Genomic DNA, 21,939 nt, shown 5'->3' with positions numbered 1-21,939 from the left:
TGAGAAGGAATGTTCACAATCAGATTTTTTGGGAGGTTAATGAAGAAATGCAGACTCGAAGCAAGCAGAATGGTAAACGGCTCTTATCGAAGTTTTTAAGCTGTATGTTAGTCATGTCGCTTTTGATGCCGCTAAACGTAATGCCGGCGCATGCTGCGGATGCGGTACTTGTATCGGATGACTTTAGCACTTATGCCGAAGGAAAGCTTACGGCAGGAAGCGGAAATAAATGGTCAACGCTCGGAACTGCCCCCGATATCCAAGTCATCAAGGATACAGCGACGGGTTTGACATATGCGGAAATAACCCACGACCTGACGGGGTCCTCTTATTTCGGCCAACGGTTCGCCGCACAAAACGGAGGCGTTATCATCGAATTCGATGTGAACATTCCGACAAGCAAGGGCGGAACATTGTGGGTGATGGATGGCAATATCAATGCGACAAGCGCCGCCGTCCTGCGCTATCAGCTTGATGGGGGCGTTATTAAGCGCCATAATTCGGACAAGCAGATCAGCTACGATACGGCTCACTGGTATCGCTTCAAGATGGTGTTCAATGCGCCGCAAAAAACATATAAGACGACGATTACGGATTTGACGACGAATGATACGGTCGAATGGCCGGATGCTTTCTATAGCGCGCGGGATAAAATCAGCAGCTTCGGATTTTTCGTGAACGCGGGCGGCGGCAAGTTTAAATTGACGAATGTCAGTGTAAAAGCGCTCGATCTGGCGCTTACGAGCCTTGCGCTGCAAGCTGGAAAATATAGCCCGGAGATCGTACCTCCGTTCGATCCGAAGGTAAATAATTACACGATGGATGTTCCTTATTCAGTTGAGAAGCTGACAGTTGCGCCTATTGCCAGCAATCCCGGCGGAGTTGCGGTGAAGGTAGGAGAGATGGGCGTAGAGAATGGAAACGCGGCAACGGTCGCGTTAACAGGCAATACGACAACGATTAGTACTTCGGTAACCTCCGGCGAGTACACGGATATTAATCGAACCTATACGGTCACGGTAAATAGACTGGAGAAAGCGCCGAACGTCAATTATGCAGCAACGGAAGCCAGAGACGGCAAAGTGCTGCTCGGTTGGGAGGAACCGAAAGATCCTGACTATCGGGAAGCCCGTATTTATATGAAAAATGAAGAGGGCTCTTTCGTATTGGCAGACACCGTGCCGAAGGGGAAATATATCTCGACGATATCGGGTCTTACAAACGGGATGGCGTATGACTTTATCGTAAAAGGCGCATTCGCTTACGAAGGCGAGGAAGTGATGGAGTCAAGCGGCGTGGAGATCAGCGAAACGCCTGTGCGGTTTCCTGCAAGGCAAATGGAAAATTTGGATCGGGGCATCGTTGCCGTTAAGGAAGAGGGTCATGTCTATGTCGGCTGGCGTTTGCTTGGCACCGATCCTGCTTCTATTGCCTTTAACCTTTACCGGGATGGAGCGAAGGTAAACGCAAGCCCGATTACGGGCAGCACGAACTATGCGGATGAGGGAGGGACGGCCGATTCTACTTATTTCGTTAGAACAGTCCTAGACGGAGTTGAACAGCGCCAATCGGAATTTGCCGAGGTCTGGGATATGAATTACTTGCACGTTCCGATTCAAAAGCCGGCGGATGGCGTAACCGTTAGCGGACAAGCATACAGCTATCGCGCAAACGATGCTTCTGTAGCCGATCTTGATGGCGACGGTCAATACGAAATCATATTGAAATGGGATCCTACCAATTCCAAGGACAATGCGCATAGCGGCTATACGGGCAATACCTTTGTGGATGCCTACAAGTTAGACGGGACACGGCTATGGCGCATTGACCTGGGCAAAAATATTCGTGCCGGAGCCCATTACCTCAATGTGATGGTGTATGACCTGGACGGCGACGGCAAGGCGGAGGTAACCTTCCGTACAGCAGATGGCACGATTGATGGCGAAGGCACTGTGATCGGCGATGCGGCTGCGGATCATCGTAATGCGGGCGGTTATGTATTGACCGGACCTGAATTCCTTTCGGTCTTCGAAGGAACAACAGGCAAAGTGCTCGCAACTGAAGCATATGAGCCGGAACGCGGAAATGTTGCGGACTGGGGTGACAATTACGGCAACCGCGTTGACCGTTTCCTAGCTGCTATCGCTTATTTGGACGGCGAAACGCCCAGCGTCATTATGCTGCGCGGCTACTACACAAGGATGGTGCTTGTAGCCTACAACTTTAGAGACGGCAAGCTGACGAAGCTTTGGACGTTCGATTCGAATACGGCAGGCAACGAAAGCTACGCAGGACAAGGAAATCATCAGCTAAGCGTCGCGGATGTCGACAATGATGGACGTGATGAAATCATAACGGGCCCTGCTGCGATTGATGATGACGGTACGGGATTATGGAATTCGCGTCTCGGTCATGGAGATGCGATGCATTTGGGCGATTTGGACCCTAATCGTTTAGGTCTTGAGCTGTTTGCTGTACAGGAAAACACGTCCGTAAAATATTCGTCGAATGTGAAGGATGCGCGGACCGGAAGAGTCATTTGGGGGCAAATGCAGACCGGAATCGATACGGGCAGAGGCCTGTCGGCCGATATAGACCCTAGATACGAGGGAGCGGAGGTGTGGTCGATCGACGGCGCATGGAATAGTGCAACCGGCGGCTTGTTCTCCGCGCAAGGCAAGAAAATTTCGAATCAAATTCCGAGCTCGAACTTCGCGATCTGGTGGGATGGCGATCTTAGCCGCGAGCTGCTGGATCATGAATGGCATGGCGATCCAACGCGAGTAGGAACTCCGAAAATCGACAAATGGGATTATGTGAACAACACGCTGATACCGCTCGAGAGATTTGAAGGCACCTATTCCAACAATGATACAAAAGGAAATCCGGTTCTTCAGGCGGATCTGCTGGGCGACTGGAGGGAAGAGGTCATCCTCCGTACGGAGGACAGCAGCGCGCTCAGAATTTATACGACAACCGACATTACCGAGCACCGCATTCATACGCTTATGCATGATCCGGTCTACCGACTCGGCATCGCATGGCAAAATACGGCCTACAATCAGCCGCCGCATACGAGCTTTTTCCTCGGAACGGGAATGACGGCGCCGGAACAACCTAATATTCGCGCGAACGCGATAGATAAGCCGGTGGCCACGGAGGGTTCCGTCGGCTATATCCCGCCGCAGACGACAACGGTTGTCGAGAACGGCAGTTTGAAGCAATCGGTTGTCGCGGATGCGAATGGCAAAGCGCTGGCTGATTTTAAAGCGGCAGACATAACGAAGGCTGTGGAATCGGCAGCGAACAAGAAGGTCATTATCGAGGTTGTTTCCAATCAGGCTGCGAAATCCGTTCAAGTATCGCTGCCTGCACAATCGCTATTAACGGCTGCAGAAGAAGCGATCGATTCGGTTGAGGTTCGTACCGGACTGGCGACGGTTTCGATAGACAAAGCTTTGCTTGCGTCTAACCTAAGCAGCACATCCGCAAAGGTGGAGCTATCAGTAAGTCAGGTCGATGTCGCTTCATTGCCTGAGCAAACGAAGGAGAAGCTCGGGGATCATGCCGTATATGATTTCAACCTTACGGTTGACGGCAAGAAGGTAGGCAGCTTCGGTGGAGGCGTGAAGGTGGAGCTCGACTATACCCTGAAGGCTGGCGAAAATCCAAACCTTATCGTTATTTATTTCATGGATGATAACGGCAGCCTGCACATCGTGAAGGACGGAACGTATAACCCGTCAACGGGTAAAGCAGAATTCAAGCCGGATCATTTCAGCAAATATGCTACAGCGTATGTCGATATCAGCTTTACCGATATCGCACACGTAAGCTGGGCGAAGGACAGTATTGAATCGCTCGCGGCAAGAGGCGTTATCGATGGAGTTGGAAACGGGGCATTCGAACCGAATCTGAATGTTTCGAGAGCGGAATTTTTGAAAATGCTCATGCATGCTTTTGATCTGGCAGATGAAGAAGCAGCGAGCACGCTTAGTGACGTGAAGGAAGGAAGCTGGTATTACAGCTCCGTTGCGGCAGCGCAAAAGCTGGGCATCGTGCAAGGAAAAATGGACGGCAGCTTTGGTGTAAAAGATGAGATAACGCGTCAGGATATGGCGGTAATGGCCTATCGCGCAGCCTCGCAGCTTCGGCTGGGACTGGATGGAACGACAGGCGCAGCCGAATTCACTGACAAAGCGATGATCGATGGTTACGCCATGGAAGCGATTGAGGCGATGAAAGCCGGCGGCATCATTCAAGGCGTCGGAGAAGGGCGCTTCGCGCCGAAAGGCCAAGCAAGCAGAGCGCAGGCAGCGGTAATTATAGATAGGCTGTTTCAGTTGAGATAATCAGGAAAGCACCGGCGAGCTTCGTAATGATGCGCCGGTGCTTTTTTCTATGTCGAGAATTCGACTCCAGGGGAGGATGATGAGTATAATGACAGAGAGGGGAAAATGGCAAGCTGCTTTGAGCCATCCTCTACGCTCATAATCATGTTGAAGAATAGGATGAACGGTTATGCTTCAGCTATTTTGGAAAAGCATGCAAGACTTTCGCGCAACCTATAAAAAACATCTGTTGTTCGAATATTTGTTCATGATTCTAACGAGCTTCGCCATCATTCCAATACTCACCTTTATATTGAACCGAATTATTCGCGTGGTGGGATCAGGCTCCCTGCTAAACGGCGAGGTCTATGAAGTAGGGCTCAGCTATACGGGCGTATTTGGACTTATCGCAATCTGCCTGATAGCGGTATTTGTGCTTTTTATCGAATTCGGCGTTATCATCACGATCGCTCAGCAGCATTATTTCGGCAAAAATGTGTTAATCGCGGATGCGGTGCTGACGACGCTCCGCCAAACGCCTAAGCTGTTTGGGTTCGGGATTATCCAGCTGTTATTTTTCCTCTTGTTTCTCGTGCCGTTTATCGATTCTCCCATATCGTCTTGGTTTTACGGATTATTTAATGTGCCGATTTTCGTTAACAGCCGGATTCTAAACACTTCTGACATACGGCTTGCCATATATGCGCTCCTCTTTATAGCAGCCGTTTATACGATACTGCGATGGATATTCGTACTGCATTTCATTATGCTTGAAGGAAAATCCATTCTCCTGGCGGTCAGAAGCAGCCTGGCCCTGACAAAGGGCAAACGCTTCAAGCTGTTCGTAAACTTATTTCTGCTTAATGCGCTCATATTTATGCTTGGCTTTATCATGATCTCCTCGATCTCGTATTTGCCCTCATGGCTGAACATGAATGTGCTTAAAGCGATATCGGATCATTATTCGCTGACGTTATCGACCGTGCTCACGTATATGTTTACGCTGCTTCTTGTGCCGGTCAATATCATCTTGCTGACCCGGTTATTTTATAATTTCAGCCGCAGTCAAGGCGTCATGCCGCTTGATAAGCTGCCCTTGTACCGAAGCAGGCTGCTGGGATCGCTCGAGCGGCGTATGGCGGCTTTTCTGAAGGGAAGAACGAGAAAGCGCATGATTTATGCGTCGACCATTGCGGTATATTTGGCGTTAGCGCTAATTGTAAGCTATGCGGCCAATGACAGCTTGGTTTATGTCAAATGGAGCGTGCTCGTATCGGCTCATCGCGGCGATATGCAGGCGGCCCCGGAAAACTCGCTCCGCGCCGTTCAAAGTGCGATAGATAAGGGGGTTGATTCCGTTGAAATTGACGTGCAGCTAACGAAGGATGGCGTCGTCGTGCTGCATCATGACTATGATCTCAGGCGGATGACCGGGGTTGCGAAGAGGGTTAGCGAGCTTACCTATGCCCAGCTTTCAAAGCTGAATATCGACAACCGGCAGGATGCTGCAGACGAGTCGCGGCGAATTCCGATGCTGGCCGAGGTGCTGGCTGAAGCGCAAGGGAAAGCGAAGCTGCTCATAGACCTTAAGCCATATGGACCCGGCGATGAGCTTGTCCTGCAGGTCGTGTCGCTGATTGAACAATTCGATATGGTACAGGATGTTTACATTCAATCGTTCGACCAGCTTTCGCTGAGGCAAATCAGGCAGCTGAATCCCGATATCAGGATCGGTCAAATTCTTTATTTCGCATTAGGGGATTTATCGCTTCTAGATGTCGATTTCTATACGATTGAGCAGGTGATCCTGACGGAGCAGCTTGTTGAGCGAGCGCATAAAAACGGCCGGGAGGTCTGGGTGTGGACGGTCAATAGCGAGCGCAATTTGAAGGAAGTGCTGAAATTCGAGATCGATGGCATCATTACCGACTATCCTTCCCGCGCCCAAAGCATGGTTGAGCTTAATTTGTAGGTGTTAGACATGCTCTGCAGCAGGTTGCAAGCTGGTTTGCTGTTAGATGAAAGGAGTGGAGTTCATTGCAAAGCAAGAAGGTTCGTTTTATAACCGCCTTTGCCGCTGTTGCCTGTCTTCTATGGTTGTTCGGTTTAGGCTGGACGGTGAACGATTATTTGTTTGGGACAAATGGAGCTTCGGCATTTCCGGTTTCCGATGAGGAGCCGGCGCCTGCTTCGGATGAATTTAAAATCATTGCGCTCGGCGACTCCTTGACCAGAGGAATCGGAGATCTCGAGGGCAAGGGTTATGCGGGCTACGTCAGCGACCGATTAAAGCAAGCCGGGTGGAACATCTCGTTCGTCAATTTAGGCATAAAGGGTCTAACCTCGGTTCAATTGGCGGAGCAAATGAAAGAGATGGAAATCGGACGTCAAATCGGACAAGCCGACGCGGTATTAATGACAATTGGCGGTAATGACCTGTTCCTTGGCGGGCAGACGCTTTCGAATCTCACGGATGAGGGCATCGCGAAGCTGGAGGACGAATATTTGAACCATTTGGAGGTTATTCTCGGGGCCATTCAGGCGAGTAATCCGGATGCGGCCGTATATGTTTTGGGCTTATATGATCCTTTTGGCGAGCTTGAGGAGGGAGCCGTAACGTCCCGTGTGGTGAGAGCCTGGAATTATAAGACAATGGAGACGATAGCGGAATATGCCAATGCGGTTTTCGTACCAACCTATGATCTGTTTCAGCAGAATGTGAGCGAGTACTTATTCACGGATCAATTCCATCCGAATGAAAAGGGGTATCAGCGTATGGCTGAGCGGGTTGCCGCGCTAATCATTGGAACAGGAGGACAATCATGAGCGACATCACTTTATCAGTCAAAGGACTGCGGAAGGTCATCGGCAAACGTGTCATTATAAAAGATTTAAGCTTTGAGCTGAAGCGCGGAGAGGTGTTCGGCTTTCTGGGCCCTAACGGCGCGGGAAAAACGACGACCATCCGGATGCTGGTCGGTTTGATCAAGCCGACTGCGGGCTCCATTCACATTTGCGGATTGGATATATCGAAGCAGTTCACGCGGGCGATGCGGCATCTGGGCTGTATCGTCGAAAATCCTGAGCTGTACCCCTTTTTGAGCGGCATGGATAATTTGCGTCACTTCGCCGTTATGCTTAGCGGGACCGGGCAGGAGAGGATCGACGAGGTCGTGCGTCTGGTCGGCATGCAGGAAAGAGTGAACGATAAGGTGAGCACTTATTCCTTAGGCATGCGTCAGCGGCTAGGCATTGCCCAAGCTATGCTCGGAAGGCCCGATGTGCTCATTCTTGACGAGCCTACGAATGGATTGGACCCGTCCGGGATTAGAGAGATGCGCGCGTTTATTCGTTTTTTGGCCGAGGAGGAAGGCTTAACCGTTCTTGTGTCCAGCCATTTGCTTCATGAAATCCAATTGATGTGCGATCGCGTGGCCATTATTTCGAAGGGTGAAATTGTGCGTGTCGATTCCGTTCAAGCTCTCTTGTCCCGCGAAGAAAGATTAGTATGGCGGTTGATGCCTTATGAGTCAGGGAAATCCATTTTGAGTAATAGGACTCCTATTTTGAATGAGGAAGAAGAGACGGTGACGACCGTTTATTCGGAGCGGGAGGCGGGAGAATGGAACCGGGAGCTGGTCGAAGCGGGCGTCCGGGTGCTGGAAATGAACCGGAAACTCCCGGCGCTCGAAGATTTATTCCTCGAATTGACGGGAGGGGAGTCTATTGATTAACCTCGTTCAGAACGAAATGATGAAGCTGATCGGCAAACGGCGGTTTCTCATTATTTCGGTCATCATTATTGTTCTTCTCTCGATGTTTACGTATGCGCAGGCGCGTCATGCCGAGACGACCAGGGAGCGGCTGGGATCAGTCGATTGGCGAACCGAGCTGCAGCAGCAAATTGTCGATTGGCAAAACCGCCTCAGCAGCGCAGGTCAATGGCGGGAACATCTTCAAATCCAAATTCAGCAATCCCAGTATTATTTAGACCATGGCGTTAATCCGTCAGAGCCAGGCGCTCCTACGTTTATCAGGGGCTTCGTCGAAAATTCAGCTGAGCTGTTTTTGCCATTATTGGTTATGATCATCGCGGTCGATCTCGTATCGTCGGAGCGCAGCATGGGTACCATCAAGCTGCTGCTGACGAGACCGGTGAGCCGCTTTTGCATTTTGCTAAGTAAATATATCGCCCTAGTCCTTTCCGTCTCACTCGTTTTGTTCATATTCGGCTTGTTATCCTATGTGATTTCCGCCATGATGTTCGGCAGCCAGGGCTGGTCGGCACCGGTGCTGACCGGCTTCTCGGTTCAGGGCGGCGAGCTCGATATATCAGGCGTTCGTTTGGTATCGCAGTGGCAGTATATTTTACAGCAATTCGGCTTAGCTTGGTTTATATCGATGGTTGTAGGCACGCTGTCATTCATGCTGTCTATCCTGATGAGAAGCAGCGCGGCCGGCATGGGCACAATGCTCGCCTGTTTAATAGCGGGGGCGATACTTAGCAGCATGGTCTCCTCTTGGGATTCAGCGAAATATTTGTTCATGGTCAATCTGGGACTAATGGATTATGTGAGCGGAACGGCGCCCCCGATCGAGGGTATGACACTCGGCTTCTCGCTCGCGGTGCTGGCAGCTTGGATGATTGGTGCGCTGGCGGTTTCGTTTGCGGTGTTTATGCGCAAGGATATTTATTGAGGGAAGTATCGGTGTCTTGTCCTAAAATGACGCTCTCTGCATAAGTATTTAGTAGATGAGGAGAGTGATGTTATTGGATAAGGCTATAAAGAGGTACTATCAACTAAAGCAAAAGCAAAAAGAAATAGAACAAGAGCTGTCCGGGCTGCGGGGCGAAATTATGGCCTATTGCATGGAGCAAGGCGTCAGCGAGCTGGAGGCCGGCAGCCATAAGGCGAGGATCGTCACGCAGGAGCGAAAGGAATACGATGACAACAAGCTGTTCGAGGCGCTGCCCGACCCGGAAATATGGCGTATGTTATCCAAATCCGACGCTTCCAAAATTACGAGCTTGATCAAGCTGAATGTCATTACGGAGGAGAAGATTAAGGATACGTATTCTCTTAAGACGGTGAAACTGCTGCAGGTAGATAAAAAATAGCGTTTGAAGAGGTCTTCCTAAGGCGGCGGTTGCTGCTTGAGGGAGGCTTTTTTTGTTATAATGGTTATGAATCTTATTGCAGGAGTGGACAAGTCATGAAAAATAATAAACGTAAGTTTAAAAACGAACAAGCAGAAGACATAGACCAAGACGATACTTTCTATTTTATAGCGGGATATACAGATGGTGGCGCACCCTTCGGAATAACCTGGGAGGAGCATGAGGCGGATAAGCTTAAGGAGGCCGCAGGCGGCTTGAAGAAGGGTGATTCGGTAGAGATGAAAGAACTACAACTTACGAAGCGGCAGCTTCAGGAAATCATCGAGGACTTTGACATGCAAGCAGATGGCATCGAATTCTACTTGAACGTGGAGACAGGGGATGTCGTAACGTTGAATACGTTAGGTGAGGATGAAGAGGACGAGGAATGGAGCGAGATCATAGATGAAGGGTTTAATGAGATCTATTTTCAAATCCCTGCCATTGGTTCGGATGAGGGCTTCGAAGATATGGTATTCTTTACAGCTGAGGTATCGAACGAAAAGCTTAGAACGAAGCTGATGACTGCTCTAAACGGCGGCCGCGGAGTATTCCGAAGATTTAAGAATGTACTTTCATCCGATGCCGGCGAGCAAGAGCGGTATTATGCTTTCGTCGAAGAACGAAACCGCGAACGCGTGTTGGAATGGCTGCAATCCATCGGATTTAGAGCAACGATATTGGAATGAGCGAAAAAATAGCGTCGCTTCTGCGAAATGATAGACGAATCTAGCTGGAAAGGATCCCGCTAAACTTGCTTCATTAGCGAGTAAGTCTGGCCTAACTGGAATTTGTCCCGCTAATGCGGTCCGTTTGCCGGCTAGAAGCGATGATTCCGGTGAATAACGCCTGGTTTCCCCATTATTTGCTTTATATTGAGCATCAGAGACAAACTAGCTGGAGTTTTTCCATTTCATGCTGCCGGTGCAGCCGTGAACTCGCGTGACTGCAGCTGCAGGTCGCCAAAAAGGCGATTTCCGAATTCGAGAAGCTAACGGGAAGCGTGAAATACAGCACGGAGCTTAGGCTTTTCTATGTGGAGCAAGGCGTTTATACGTCCGGCATCGGCTGGGGCTTTCACGATAGTTTGTATGAATTGCATAGTCAGTTAAGATAAATTCAAGTGCTGTAAGGTAAGGAGCTAAATCAATGATCGGGAGTTGAACGCATGCAGCTATTAAAAGGGCAGAAGGTTGAAACAAAAGGTCGCGATATATCAAGCTAATCAGATAAGGAAAGCATAGATGTATCTTTTGGACGAGTTCCCGAGAATACCGCGAAAATAGCATTTACGGTAACGATTCATGAGGGAGAGAAGCTTGGCCATTTTATAAAGGATGTTTCGGGTCTGTACGTTCGTCTTGTAAATTGCGACTCTGGAGAAGAACTGTTCCGCTTTGATTGCGGTTCTGAATTTACGAAAGAGACGGCCATCGTGGTTGGAGAGCTGTACAGGCATATCGGAGAATGGAAATTCAATGCGATTGGCAGCGGCTTTTATGGCGGTCTTGAAGCGTTATGCACAAACTTTGGGCTTGAGATTGAGGAGGGAGCTCCAGAGGTGGCTGCTGCCGTGGAAGCGGTCGTGTTATCGCCAATCTTCGGTGACGGAGAAGGATTTTAGCCAATATGTTCAAAATCATATTATGAATAATCACGCCATTCATAAGTTCGGACGCAACAATGAACCGCCAGTAATGGAGGACGTTTCATCCATCTGGATGATATTGGAGCGGTATCGGATGAGATGCTGTACGATCAACTGTTGAATGAATTTCCGCTTTGGATAAAGGCGGCCAAGGAGAAACGGATCATACGGTAGTCATTTATAAAAACATTATGCCTGAGAGAAAGTCAAGGAATCGTTCCCCGTACATGCACGACTAGGCAATTACCCACATACACTAAAGAACAGACTTCAATGTTCGCCTGGATCAGGAGCCGCGTGCGCTTCTCATTTCAGGTAATACAACGTGGGGGTGTACGGTTAATGCCTGGATTGTTCTCAGCGATAGCGCTATTCATTAAACAGCTTACATTGCTCGTCTCCTATGTCAAAAATAACGCTTTTCCCCAGCCGCTCCAAGAGGAAGAGGAAACGAAGCATCTTCAGTTGATGGCCGAAGGCAATCAGCGTTCCCGGAACCTTTTAATTGAACATAATCTCCGTTTGGTTGCTCATATCGTAAAAAAATTCGACAATACTGGGGAGGATTTAGAGGATTTGATTTCGATCGGAACGATCGGTCTGATCAAGGCAATCGAGAGCTTTCAGACCGGAAAAGGCACTAAGTTGGCAACATTCGCGGCACGCTGTATTGAAAACGAAATACTTATGCATTTAAGATCGTTGAAGAAAACTCGCAAAGACGTGTCTTTGCATGATCCAATCGGTACGGATAAGGAAGGCAATGAAATTACGCTAATAGATATCCTCGGCACGGAGGCCGATGATATTGTCGATAAGGTGCAGCTGAAGATAGAGAAGAGCAAGATATATAAGAACCTCGATATATTGGATGATCGTGAGAAGGAAGTTGTGATCGGTCGCTTCGGGCTGGAGCATGGCGGGGATGAGCGGACGCAGCGGGAGATTGCGAAGGAGCTTGGGATCTCGCGGAGTTATGTGTCGCGGATAGAGAAAAGGGCGTTGATGAAGCTTTATCATGAGTTTTATAAGGCGAAGCGGTAAAATCGAATTATAAGAATATTTATGTGCAGACGACCTTATCCAAGAGGGAGTCTGTTTTGCTATGTAATAATATTGGTTTATTGAACGTTCTTGAATAATGAGGTTTGTGCTATACTTTTTGATATGAGGAATGTTTCGATTTTAGATCGTAATAATGAAATGGAGGCGAGACGAAATGAATCGAACTCAAGATTTGAGTAAGTTAATTAAGCTCACTGGTGATCGGGCCAAGCTAGATGCTAAAGCGAACGGTACCTATATTGTATATAAAACAAATGAAGGACAATTTATAAGAGAGCATAGCAATGGTGAAATAGAACGGATTAAAGAAGAGGATCTGCAGAATGAGTGAGCCAATAGCCACTATGTTTGTTTTTGCTGGAAACAATGGAAGCGGTAAGAGCACGATACGCAATCTAATCATAGATCGGCTTGGAGTAAGTGTAAACATCGATCCAGACGCCTTAGCCCGTGGAATCGATGGTGAGCATCCTGAGCGGCGTAAGGTATCAGCAGGAAAAGAAGCTATAAAGTTGGCCAGAGATTGTATACAGAACAAGCGAGATTTTACTGTGGAAACGACCCTTGCAGGTGGCAACGTCATTCGCCAAATACGCGAGGCAAAAAAGAACGGTTTTGAAGTAATCATGTTTTATGTTGGTTTAGGAGACTATCGTTTAAATATTGAGCGTGTCGCTGCGGTAAGCGTCAAACCTTGCACACCTTACATACCCTCGGTAATCATGAGAAGATGATGGCATCCTAAAAAAACAGGAGGTTGCCTCATGTTGTCCCCAAAAGAACAGCGCCAACGCGAATGGGAAGTCCGCGTCTCAGATTTCAAGTCTAGCGGACTCAAAATGACTCACTGGTGCTCCGCCAATCACGTAAGCTTGGAACAAATGAAATATTGGACACGTAAGTTCAAAACGATCTCTGCCATTGCTTCCATTGCTCCTTCCAAATCCTTCATTCCGCTCATCGCAATCGAACCTGCTCCTCGTACAGCCACTTCTTCGCTCGTTGTTCAAGTGGGGTTCGCCAGCATCGAACTTCATCCCGGCTTCGACCCGCAATTGCTTCGCGAAGCTGTTGAAGCAATAAGCCGATCATGCTGACGCTATCGAGCGCTCACACAGTCTACTTGGCTGCAGGTTCTACGGATCTGCGTAAGTCGATCGACGCACTCGCTGCCCTTGTTCAGGAAGGGTTCGGTCTTGATCCCTTCTCACCGAGCCTGTTTGTTTTCTGCAATCGCCAGCGTGACAAGCTCAAGATGCTATACTGGGATTTAAATGGTTTCTGGCTGTTATCCGGAATTCCGGATAACAGCCAGAAACCATTATTATCCCAGAAAAGGAGTTTGAGCTTATTGCGCTCGCGATTGCAAAACACGAACAGGCTCGGAGAGAATGGATTCAAGCCATACCCTTCTTGTACGAGGGCGGCAAGACCGTCAATCGATTTACGCAGATCCGTGGCGCCTGCCACCAGATAGACGGGATGAGCGTTCGAGAACGTCAGCATGTTGCGCTTAAGGCTTCGACGGCTTCTCGTGCAACTGGGGATCAAACCCTTTTTGAAGCGTGATGCTGGCGTGCCCAACGTGAACGACAAGCGAAGAGGCGCTGTGGGGAGGAACGGATTCCGCTACGGAGATGGGGATAAAGGAGGCAGTGGGGGACACCATATCCGATGCGATAGGTTTGAGTTTCCGCTTCCAATATTTGAATTGCTCCAGGGCAACCTGATTGGCCGTACACCATGCGGTCATCGTAAGACCGCTTGCTTTGTAGTCCGCTATGCGCGTCGACCACTCGAGCTGGCGTTGATCTTTTTTTGTCATGAGGCAACCTCCTGTTTTCTTAGGATGCCTTCATTTTCTCATGACGTATGATTGGTTGATAGGTGTGGAAGATTTGACGCTTACGTTGAAACAGGTGGTGAGTCAATGTGTGGAAAAAGGACTCATTAAGAGTAAAACCATTATTTTGGATGCCACTCATACCCATGCAAGCAGTCAAAAGCAGCGCCCTTTGGACGTGTTGCGGGATGCAGCTAAACTTCTACTGCGAACGGTTGTCAAACGACATCCGAAGCTGGAGAAGAGGCTACCTTCCATGCCTCGTGTAAAAAGCGAACAAGTGGATGCAGAGGAGATTACGCTTCATTACTTGGCTAAGTTAAGTGAAGCCGTGGAGGAACTACTGCCTCATGAAGGGGCCATTAGCGAAAAGCTTCAAATAGCTAGACAAATCGTAGAAGATGAGCGCTTGCTGTCCCAAAAAGGTATTCTTTCAGCCATTGATCCAGATGCCCGATTCGCATGGAAAAGCAAAACCAAATCCTTCTTTGGCTACAAAGAGCATTTAGCCATTACGGAAGAAGAGATTATTACAGCGGTTGAAGTCACACCCGGCAGCAGCGATGATGGAAAACAACTGTCCTATCTGTTGTCACAAACTCAAGCAAATGGCATAACGGTAACGGAAATTATTGCAGATACCGCCTACTCTGGCAAAGATAATCTAGCGGAAATGAAAAAAGAAACGATTCAGCCTGTCGTACCACTAAACCCTGTTGTCCATAACGGGGGCGAGCGACAAGAAGGATTTGAATACAACAAAGATGCGGATTTAGTGATATGTCCTGCCGGACTGCACAACACTCGAAAAGCGATGAAAGGAAGTAAGCAAAGCGGAAAAAGCCGCTCCCTTGTGTTTTATTTTGATATTGAGAAGTGCAAGAGCTGTCCGCTAAGCGAAGGGTGTTACAAACCAGGCTCAAAGAGCAAGACATACTCGATTCGCATTATTGCGGAGCACTTCAAGGAACAGATCGAGTTTGAGAAAAGTGATACGTTTAAAGATCGGATTAAGCGGAGACCAATAATTGAACACAAGAACGCAGAGATGAAGAGACTCCACGGGATGGCAACAGCCAAATACCGGGGTCTATTTCGCATGCGAATACAGGCGTACCTCACCGCGTTTGTTGTAAATGTGAAACGAATGGTGAAGCTGGTAGAGCAAAAGCAGCCCGCCCTCGGATGAGGAACGAGCTGCTTTTTTAGTCTTAACGATTACATTTCCATTTTGAAGCTCAATTTTACTCAAAAGCAAGGCTTTTGCAGGGCTCTCCTAGGGGCGGGTCTTCTTGTGAATCGATTTTACAAGCCCGGCAATATGCCGACAAAGAAACTCAAAATGTAAATGGCGATAAAGGCTGTAATACCGGCTAACGAGCCGCCGATCGTCCAAGTTTTGAGCGTTTCAGGAACCGTCAATCTTCCGAACTTATTAACAACCCAGAAGCCGGAGTCGTTCGGGAGCGACAACCCGATACCGCCTGCGCAGATCGCGAGGCCAAGAAGAACAGGCGACACGTTAAGATCCGCAATCATCGGCCCCAGAATCGAAGAGGTGGTAACGAGAGCAACGGTGGTCGAACCCAGCGATGCGCGCAGGATCTGAGAGAACAGGAATCCAAGAAGGAGAACCGGTATGCTCCATAACTGCATAACTTCGACAAGGTAATCGCCAATACCGCTATGCCGGATGACAGCACCGAAGGCGCCTCCAGCACCGGTGATCAGAAGAATCAAACCTGCGGAACTGATTGCTTTTGCATACAGGTTTTCTTTGCTGTCCCGCAGATAAGGACGAAGAACAAATGCGGCCACAAGAACGCTGATAAATAAGGCCAAGTTTTTCTCTCCCAGGAAACCGAAGATGCCTGAGGCAAACGTTTCCGGGAAAATCAAGCCAATAATCGTATTCATCAAAATCAACACGATCGGCAGGAGAAGCAGAAGGTAAGAAAGCTTGGTTCCGATTTCCGGCCGCGCCTGATCGGATTCAAGGGATGCAGCTACTTCAGTGACTCCTGCGTCCCCCGCTTGCGGAATGTAGATCGGAGAATGTTTGCCGACTCGCACGCCGTACCACCAGCCGCCGACCAATACGGCAGGGATCGCGACCAGCATCGAATAAAGAATGAAGTATCCGAGTCCCGAACCCGTATTTTCAGCAACAACGAGCGGTCCGGGAGTAGGAGGTATAAGACTGTGCGAGACGATGAGTCCGACTGCAAGAGCCGTAATGAACGTTACCATGGAAATCTTGGTGCTTTGGGACAGCTTACGGATCAGGTTGATGAGGATAACGAATGCTGCATCAAAGAATACTGGAATGGAAACCGCAGTGCCTGTAATCGTAATCGCAAGCGGCGACTTTTCTTTGCCTGAAACCCTTAGAAGCGAGTTGGCTATTCGTTCTATTGCTCCTGAAGCGGCAAGCAGCTCGCCGAACATGACGCCCAAACCGATCATAATACCAACGCCGGCAAGGGTATTACCGAAACCGGTTGTAATAACGCCCGGAAGCTCGGTATATGGGATGCCTACAACAAGTCCCGTAACGACCGCAACGGCGATCAGTGCGAGAAACGGATCCCACTTGAATTTTAAGATAAGTGCGAATAAAGCGAGCAGTGAACCGATAAAGATGAAAATTAAAGCACTTCCAGTTACCATGGCCGAATTCCCCTCTCAATGAATGATATCGCTTTCATATGTGATAATGTAATAATACTACATACTTTCGTACTACACAATTATATTTTACTACATTTTTATGTTTTGTTTTCTTTTGCAGGAAACACGGCATTCCTCCTGCTTTTTCAGGACTGAAATGCCGTTGAATACGATTGCAGGGGAATTGTTCCCTGTCAAATGGCCTGGATGCTGTTGACCGCATCAAATTTGGATGCCATGTGTTTGGCACGACCGTATAGATCATCTCTATCCAACGATTCATAGAGGGCATGATGCAGTTCGCCCATCTCCTCGTATACTTCTTTGGTCGCACGATTCGTCGTTTTCATCCGCTTCATTTCGAGCTTGCCCATAGCAGCATGAGCTTCAATCAGATCGGAATAGAAGCCAAGCGTCGTATAGGCAATAATTGCGGCTCCTAAGGATGTGGCCTGTTCGGTTCTGTCCGGTATGACCACGATACCGTAAATGTCCGCCTGGATTTGATTGAACCAGTCAAATCTCGCGAGTCCACCGCTGACATGTACGGCAGACAGACGGATATGATCAACATCCTGATCCGCTGAAAGCAGCGAGTCGATGATACGCAGATTTTTCTTGGTTTCATAGCATATCCCTTCCAGGTAAGCCCTTACAACATCGCTTTTCTTCGTACCCAGGGACAAATTGAAGAGCACGCCTGACGCGTTCGCATTCCAATAGGGCGCCGCGCTTCCAGCATAGTGCGGAATATGAAGCACGCCGTTTGCGCCCGGTGTCGACATTGCCGCTTGAGCATTCAATTCATCATATAAGCCGTCCGTGCCGAGAAAATCCCGCAGCCAGCGATAGGTTGAGCCCGTCGTGAATATACCTGCCTCGATCACCCACTTTCCGGGAACGGCGGATGCACTGCATACGACCTTTTGCTCCGGATTGTGAATTTGGTGATCGATGGGTGCAACGACAAATGAACCCGTGCCTGTGGTCACTTTTACAATCCCCGGACGAATGGCGCCCAACCCGATGGCCGCACTCTGCTGATCGCCGCCTGCCATAACAACAGGCAGCCCTACCGGCAAGCCGAAACGAACCGCTGCAGCTTCCGTAACGTTACCCGCAACGGTACCTGTGGGATAAGCCTCGGGTAATTTTCCCAGATCTATCCCCATACGATCCGCCAGCTCACGATCCCAAGCAAAATCATTGATATTAAACAGCATAGTTCGGGAAGCTTGTGTCCAATCGGTTTTGAACTCACCCGTTAATGAAGCCACCATGAAATCATGAACGGTGAGAAAACAAGACGCTTTCCGATAAATCTCCGGATGGTTGTTCTGGAACCACATAATCTTAGGCAGCGAAAAATAAGGATCGATTTTCAGCCCGGTTCGTTTATAAATTTCTTCACGGCCAATTCGGGCCTCAATCTCGCGACTCTCCTGAATGGAGCGTTTATCCTGCCACAATATCGCATGAGTCAGTGGATTGGCGTCCGCATCTACAGGCATAATGGTCGCCCGCTGTGACGTAATGGAAATTGCCCTGACTCGCTGCAGGACGTTCGCATGCGACTCTTTAAGCTCTTGAATGCCCTCCACGACAGCGTTGATCCACGTTGTAGGATCATGATCAATGACGGTCGGCGCATGAAAGATACTCCGGTATTCACGGTAAGCCATACCGTGCGACTCGCCTTTCGCGTCCATGAGAATAACACGACCGCCCGTCGTTCCAATATCCATAACCAGCACTAAAGCATGCTCTTGGTTTGTCATTGCATTCACCTCCTGTTCTTATCCGCTATTATAGTGTTGACAGCCATTCACGGAATTTCGGATGCTGCAGAACCTCAGGGTTTTTCACCCAATTGGCCTTGCCGCCTTCCAACACCTTCTTCACCTCTTCGACCAGCAAGTAAGGCGATTGGGTCAGAGCATCGGAGGTCGTCCCGGCAATATGTGTAGTCAACGTTATATTGTCCAGAGCAAGCAGAGGATGCTCCGCTGGAATGGGTTCAATGTCAAATACATCCAATCCCGCGCCGGCAATTTTCTTCTCGGCAAGCGCCTGCACTAGCGCGTCCGTATCGATGAGTCCGGAACGGGCGCAGTTGATCAGATAGGCAGTAGGTTTCATCTTCTCCAATTCAGCGTGGCTGATAAAATGATGATTTTCCTCAGTCAGTCTGGCATGAATCGAAACAAAGTCGGATTCAGCCAAGAGTGTGTCTTTATCCACCAGCTTCACATTCGGCAGATCGATGGAGTCGGCTTGTACAAACGGATCAAAGACGAGAATCTCTACATCGAAGCCGGCCAATTTTTTGGCCACAAGACGTCCAATATAGCCAAAGCCGACGATACCGATCTTTTTACCTTTAAGCTCCGGAATATAATCCGAATTGCTGAATACTTTGCGCCATTCCCCATTCATAATCGACATGTGGGCGCGTGCGATATTTCTCGATTCGCTCAGCATTAGTCCAATGGCGAAATCCGATACGGCTTGCGCATTCCGTCCCATAACATGGACCACAACAATGCCGCGCTCCGTAGCCGCTTTAACATCCACGTTCTCGGTTCCCGCACGCGCAACGCCGATAACTTTCAGGTTATCGAACGAATCCATGCCTTCAGACGAGAAAGGCCCGAACAAGCCGAGCACCATATCGGCGTCTTTATTTTCCTTGAACATCAAGGGCGCCTCTTCGACTGCCGGACCCTGCTGCTCAATGACAAGCCGGCGATTTTGCAGTCGACCCCAATCCGGCTCCCAATCCGTGGTCACAATCTCGTGATTACCGAGCATGCGCGCCGCTTTCGTAAATTGTTTACCGTTAATCATTGCATCGCCGAACGTTAATATTTTCATGTTGTATCCCTCTCGATCATGTTTTTAGTTTTGCTACCGCCAGCCGGGATGTGTTCACCGCTTCAATCGCACTTTTCCCCTTATGCAAAACCGTAATCACATAGAGGCAGTCTATGATCGTTAATTGAACGATGCGGCTTACCATCGCATCCGACCTAAATTCGGTTTCATTTGCGCTTGACACGAGTAGCTCATCCGCCATTTGTGCGATGGAAGATTTGTTGAACCCGGTAATGACGATAATTTGCGCCTCTTTCTCTTTCGCGAGCTCCAGCACTTTGAGGAGTCCGTGACTTTCTCCGGAATGCGAGATGGCGACAATCACGTCGTCCTTGCTCATATGTGAAGCTGCGATTGCCTCCAGATGAGGGTCGATGATCGGAATTACCGTTTCACCGATTCGAAGAAACTTATGGGCCGCATCGCCTGCCAAGATGCCTGATACGCCCTGACCGAAGAAAAATAGCCGTTTGGCCTGCGCAATCTTAAGTCCTGCCCGCTGAACGGCCTCGTAATCGATCATATCCTTGGTCGTGTTCAAGGCTACTATCGTCTGCTCGATCACTTTATGAAACACCTGCTGCGTGGAATCCGACAGATCGATTGCTTCATAGATGTTGCTTGCTAGATTGTGATTTGCGGTGCTTTCCTGGGCAAGCGCAACCTTCATTTCCTGATAGCTGCTATATTTCAGTTTTCTGCAGAAACGCACGACGCTTGGCTCGCTGACCTCACTCAGTCTGGATAACTCGTTCATGGACAACAAGAATGCTTTTTCCGTTTGTTGAATCACACGCAATATCTTTTTGTCGGAATTCGTCATCTCCTTCTCAATGGCATTCACGCGGTTTTGAAAAGTAGCCATCCTTACAGCCTCACTTTCAGCTTGTTGTAATTTTACTACAATTAAATTTAAATATCAATGTATTTATACTACATTTTTATTTTTATCTCTTATCTTTGTAATTATACTACATTCATATGAAGTTTTCTGTAGGAGAGGAAGTAGTGTAGTAATACTACATTGTGTGATAATGTCATTTGTAGTATAGTTTATAATGATCAGTGGTAATGATGTAGTTTTATTACGCGAAAGAGAGGGAATTTATATGTTGGTAAATACGAAGCGCATTCTTCAGCAGGCGCAGCTACAGCGCCATGCAGTGGCCGCATTCAATGTGTACAGTATGGAAACCGCACAAGCCGCCGTCGCCGTTTCGGAAAGACTGCAGCATCCTGTCATCATTGCTTTGGGCGAGCGTTACTTTGATACGGTTGACATAGAGGGATTCTCCGCGATGGTTCGGGCTTTAGCTCATAAAGCTTCGGTTCCGGTTGCGCTGCATCTGGATCACGCATACGAGAAAGAATCGATCGTTCGTGCAATCCGTAACGGCTTCACTTCCGTGATGTATGACGGTTCCAAATATGAATTGGCTGAAAATATCCGGCGGACTAAGGAGATTGTCGAGCTCGCCCATATGGGCGGGGTTACTGTTGAAGCGGAGATCGGCTCACTCGCCCGCGGCGAATTTTCCGATGAAGAAGAAGGCAGCGGCACGTTGACGGACCCGCAATCAGCGAAAGCCTTCGTCGGAGAAACGGGCGTTGACTTCCTCGCGGCCGCGATCGGCACGGTCCACGGCATGTACACAGGTGAGCCTAACATTAACATTCCGCTGCTGAAGCAAATTCGGGAGGCGGTTGAGATTCCCTTAGTGCTGCACGGCGGTTCTGGCACTCCAGATGATAAGATTCGGCAAACCATTGAGAACGGCATTTGCAAAATCAACGTCAACACAGAAATATCCATGGCTGCGGTCGCTTATCTCCAAACACTCGGCATAACCGGAAAGCCCCACCATCTATCCTCTATCATGGCCTCTATGCAGGCGGAAATGGAGCGGTCAATGGAACGATTCACCCGTCTGTTTATGGGGGCTACCGGGTAAAACCATCCGTATTGTTGCACCTAACGGGTGCCGCTTCTGCAATGCCCGCTGTTTCGGTGCATTTTTGTATCTGTAGCTCACTTTTTCTGATAGTATGTATAAGATCATTCCAATAGATTGCCACTCCACTTGCCCGATATGCTCACCCATTAACTACTAGTTTATACCATATTTTACGCGGAGAAGAAATTATTATTTTAACCTTGTTTTCACCTTGGTCTATTGGCTGCTCCCTGCCGTGAATAAGACTTTTCTACCTCGTTAGGCGTGATACAACATAAAGATAAATGCACATAAATAAGCTATATATTCGGCAAAAATGATTTACATCTGAACGCATAACCGATCAACCGTAACTTCTGGGGTCTTATTGATCTCATTGACAAAGCCTTGAACAG

The 21,939-nt window shown here is 48.7% G+C and carries 18 protein-coding genes and 4 pseudogenes; 16 read left to right on the top strand and 6 right to left on the bottom strand.

Annotated elements, in window-relative coordinates; all coding sequences use genetic code 11:
- Window positions 1-47: 47 nt before the first annotated feature.
- The 14 genes and pseudogenes from L1N85_RS27480 to tnpB (L1N85_RS27795) form a co-directional block, all read left to right on the top strand.
- Window positions 48-4,352: a rhamnogalacturonan lyase family protein gene (locus L1N85_RS27480; protein ID WP_328285137.1), complete on the top strand. Its 4,305-nt coding sequence runs from the start codon at window positions 48-50 to the stop codon at window positions 4,350-4,352.
- Between the two features lie 169 nt (window positions 4,353-4,521).
- Window positions 4,522-6,303: a glycerophosphodiester phosphodiesterase gene (locus L1N85_RS01920; protein ID WP_235234393.1), complete on the top strand. Its 1,782-nt coding sequence runs from the start codon at window positions 4,522-4,524 to the stop codon at window positions 6,301-6,303.
- Between the two features lie 65 nt (window positions 6,304-6,368).
- Window positions 6,369-7,157, top strand: a complete 789-nt coding sequence (locus tag L1N85_RS01915; RefSeq protein WP_235234392.1) for a GDSL-type esterase/lipase family protein — start codon at window positions 6,369-6,371, stop codon at window positions 7,155-7,157.
- Window positions 7,154-8,065, top strand: a complete 912-nt coding sequence (locus L1N85_RS01910) for an ABC transporter ATP-binding protein (RefSeq protein ID WP_235234389.1) — start codon at window positions 7,154-7,156, stop codon at window positions 8,063-8,065. Before L1N85_RS01915 ends, L1N85_RS01910 begins: the two co-directional genes overlap by 4 nt.
- Complete coding sequence (locus L1N85_RS01905) at window positions 8,058-9,029, top strand: ABC transporter permease (RefSeq protein WP_235234388.1); 972 nt, start codon at window positions 8,058-8,060, stop codon at window positions 9,027-9,029. The genes L1N85_RS01910 and L1N85_RS01905 overlap by 8 nt, the downstream gene beginning before the upstream one ends.
- Before the next feature lie 67 nt (window positions 9,030-9,096).
- On the top strand, window positions 9,097-9,450 hold the full coding sequence (locus L1N85_RS01900; protein ID WP_235234387.1) for a hypothetical protein: 354 nt from the start codon (window positions 9,097-9,099) through the stop codon (window positions 9,448-9,450).
- Window positions 9,451-9,545: 95 nt separating this feature from the next.
- Window positions 9,546-10,178, top strand: coding sequence for a UPF0158 family protein (locus tag L1N85_RS01895; protein WP_235234386.1), 633 nt, complete (start codon window positions 9,546-9,548; stop codon window positions 10,176-10,178).
- Between the two features lie 551 nt (window positions 10,179-10,729).
- On the top strand, window positions 10,730-11,113 hold the full coding sequence (locus tag L1N85_RS01890) for a TerD family protein (RefSeq protein WP_328285138.1): 384 nt from the start codon (window positions 10,730-10,732) through the stop codon (window positions 11,111-11,113).
- A pseudogene (locus L1N85_RS01885) lies at window positions 11,082-11,311 on the top strand (VWA domain-containing protein); the annotation flags it as partial. The gene L1N85_RS01890 and the pseudogene L1N85_RS01885, both read left to right, overlap by 32 nt.
- Before the next feature lie 168 nt (window positions 11,312-11,479).
- On the top strand, window positions 11,480-12,181 hold the full coding sequence (sigK, locus tag L1N85_RS01880; RefSeq protein ID WP_028611699.1) for an RNA polymerase sporulation sigma factor SigK: 702 nt from the start codon (window positions 11,480-11,482) through the stop codon (window positions 12,179-12,181).
- A 175-nt stretch (window positions 12,182-12,356) separates the two neighbouring features.
- Window positions 12,357-12,533, top strand: coding sequence for a hypothetical protein (locus L1N85_RS01875; RefSeq protein WP_235234385.1), 177 nt, complete (start codon window positions 12,357-12,359; stop codon window positions 12,531-12,533).
- Window positions 12,526-12,882: pseudogene (locus L1N85_RS01870) on the top strand (zeta toxin family protein); the annotation flags it as partial. The gene L1N85_RS01875 and the pseudogene L1N85_RS01870, both read left to right, overlap by 8 nt.
- Window positions 12,883-12,966: 84 nt before the next feature.
- Window positions 12,967-13,299, top strand: coding sequence for an IS66 family insertion sequence element accessory protein TnpA (gene tnpA / locus L1N85_RS01865; protein WP_235234381.1), 333 nt, complete (start codon window positions 12,967-12,969; stop codon window positions 13,297-13,299).
- Window positions 13,293-13,436, top strand: a pseudogene (gene tnpB / locus L1N85_RS27795) (IS66 family insertion sequence element accessory protein TnpB); the annotation flags it as partial. The gene tnpA (L1N85_RS01865) and the pseudogene tnpB (L1N85_RS27795), both read left to right, overlap by 7 nt.
- Here the strand turns inward: tnpB (L1N85_RS27795) and tnpB (L1N85_RS01860) are convergent.
- The gene (tnpB, locus tag L1N85_RS01860) at window positions 13,382-13,708 is read right to left on the bottom strand and encodes an IS66 family insertion sequence element accessory protein TnpB (RefSeq protein WP_235234380.1); all 327 of its coding nucleotides are present in this window, start codon (window positions 13,706-13,708) and stop codon (window positions 13,382-13,384) included. The pseudogene tnpB (L1N85_RS27795) and the gene tnpB (L1N85_RS01860) overlap by 55 nt on opposite strands.
- A gap of 7 nt (window positions 13,709-13,715) precedes the next feature.
- Complete coding sequence (gene tnpA / locus L1N85_RS01855; protein ID WP_235234378.1) at window positions 13,716-14,027, bottom strand: IS66 family insertion sequence element accessory protein TnpA; 312 nt, start codon at window positions 14,025-14,027, stop codon at window positions 13,716-13,718.
- Window positions 14,028-14,112: 85 nt separating this feature from the next.
- On the opposite strand from tnpA (L1N85_RS01855), the pseudogene L1N85_RS01850 reads away from it, so the two are divergent.
- A pseudogene (locus L1N85_RS01850) lies at window positions 14,113-15,234 on the top strand (transposase); the annotation flags it as partial.
- Between the two features lie 116 nt (window positions 15,235-15,350).
- Here the strand turns inward: L1N85_RS01850 and L1N85_RS01845 are convergent.
- The 4 genes from L1N85_RS01845 to L1N85_RS01830 all read right to left on the bottom strand — a co-directional run bounded on the left by L1N85_RS01845 (window position 15,351) and on the right by L1N85_RS01830 (window position 20,454).
- Window positions 15,351-16,715, bottom strand: a complete 1,365-nt coding sequence (locus L1N85_RS01845; protein ID WP_235234377.1) for a GntP family permease — start codon at window positions 16,713-16,715, stop codon at window positions 15,351-15,353.
- Between the two features lie 194 nt (window positions 16,716-16,909).
- Window positions 16,910-18,493, bottom strand: a complete 1,584-nt coding sequence (locus L1N85_RS01840; protein WP_235234375.1) for an FGGY-family carbohydrate kinase — start codon at window positions 18,491-18,493, stop codon at window positions 16,910-16,912.
- A 28-nt stretch (window positions 18,494-18,521) separates the two neighbouring features.
- On the bottom strand, window positions 18,522-19,589 hold the full coding sequence (locus L1N85_RS01835; RefSeq protein ID WP_235234374.1) for a 2-hydroxyacid dehydrogenase: 1,068 nt from the start codon (window positions 19,587-19,589) through the stop codon (window positions 18,522-18,524).
- Window positions 19,590-19,605: 16 nt separating this feature from the next.
- Window positions 19,606-20,454: a MurR/RpiR family transcriptional regulator gene (locus L1N85_RS01830; RefSeq protein WP_235234373.1), complete on the bottom strand. Its 849-nt coding sequence runs from the start codon at window positions 20,452-20,454 to the stop codon at window positions 19,606-19,608.
- A gap of 244 nt (window positions 20,455-20,698) precedes the next feature.
- Between L1N85_RS01830 and L1N85_RS01825 the strand changes: the two genes are divergently transcribed.
- Window positions 20,699-21,541 carry a class II fructose-bisphosphate aldolase gene (locus L1N85_RS01825; protein ID WP_235234372.1) on the top strand — a complete coding sequence of 281 codons (843 nt, stop codon included), beginning with the start codon at window positions 20,699-20,701 and terminating at the stop codon, window positions 21,539-21,541.
- The last annotated feature ends 398 nt before the right edge of the window (window positions 21,542-21,939 follow it).

The organism is Paenibacillus alkaliterrae, from assembly GCF_021532375.1.
Classification (GTDB): domain Bacteria; phylum Bacillota; class Bacilli; order Paenibacillales; family Paenibacillaceae; genus Pristimantibacillus; species Pristimantibacillus alkaliterrae.
The sequence above is the reverse complement of the archived record's forward strand: the minus strand, read 5'-3'. Positions and strand labels throughout refer to the sequence as shown.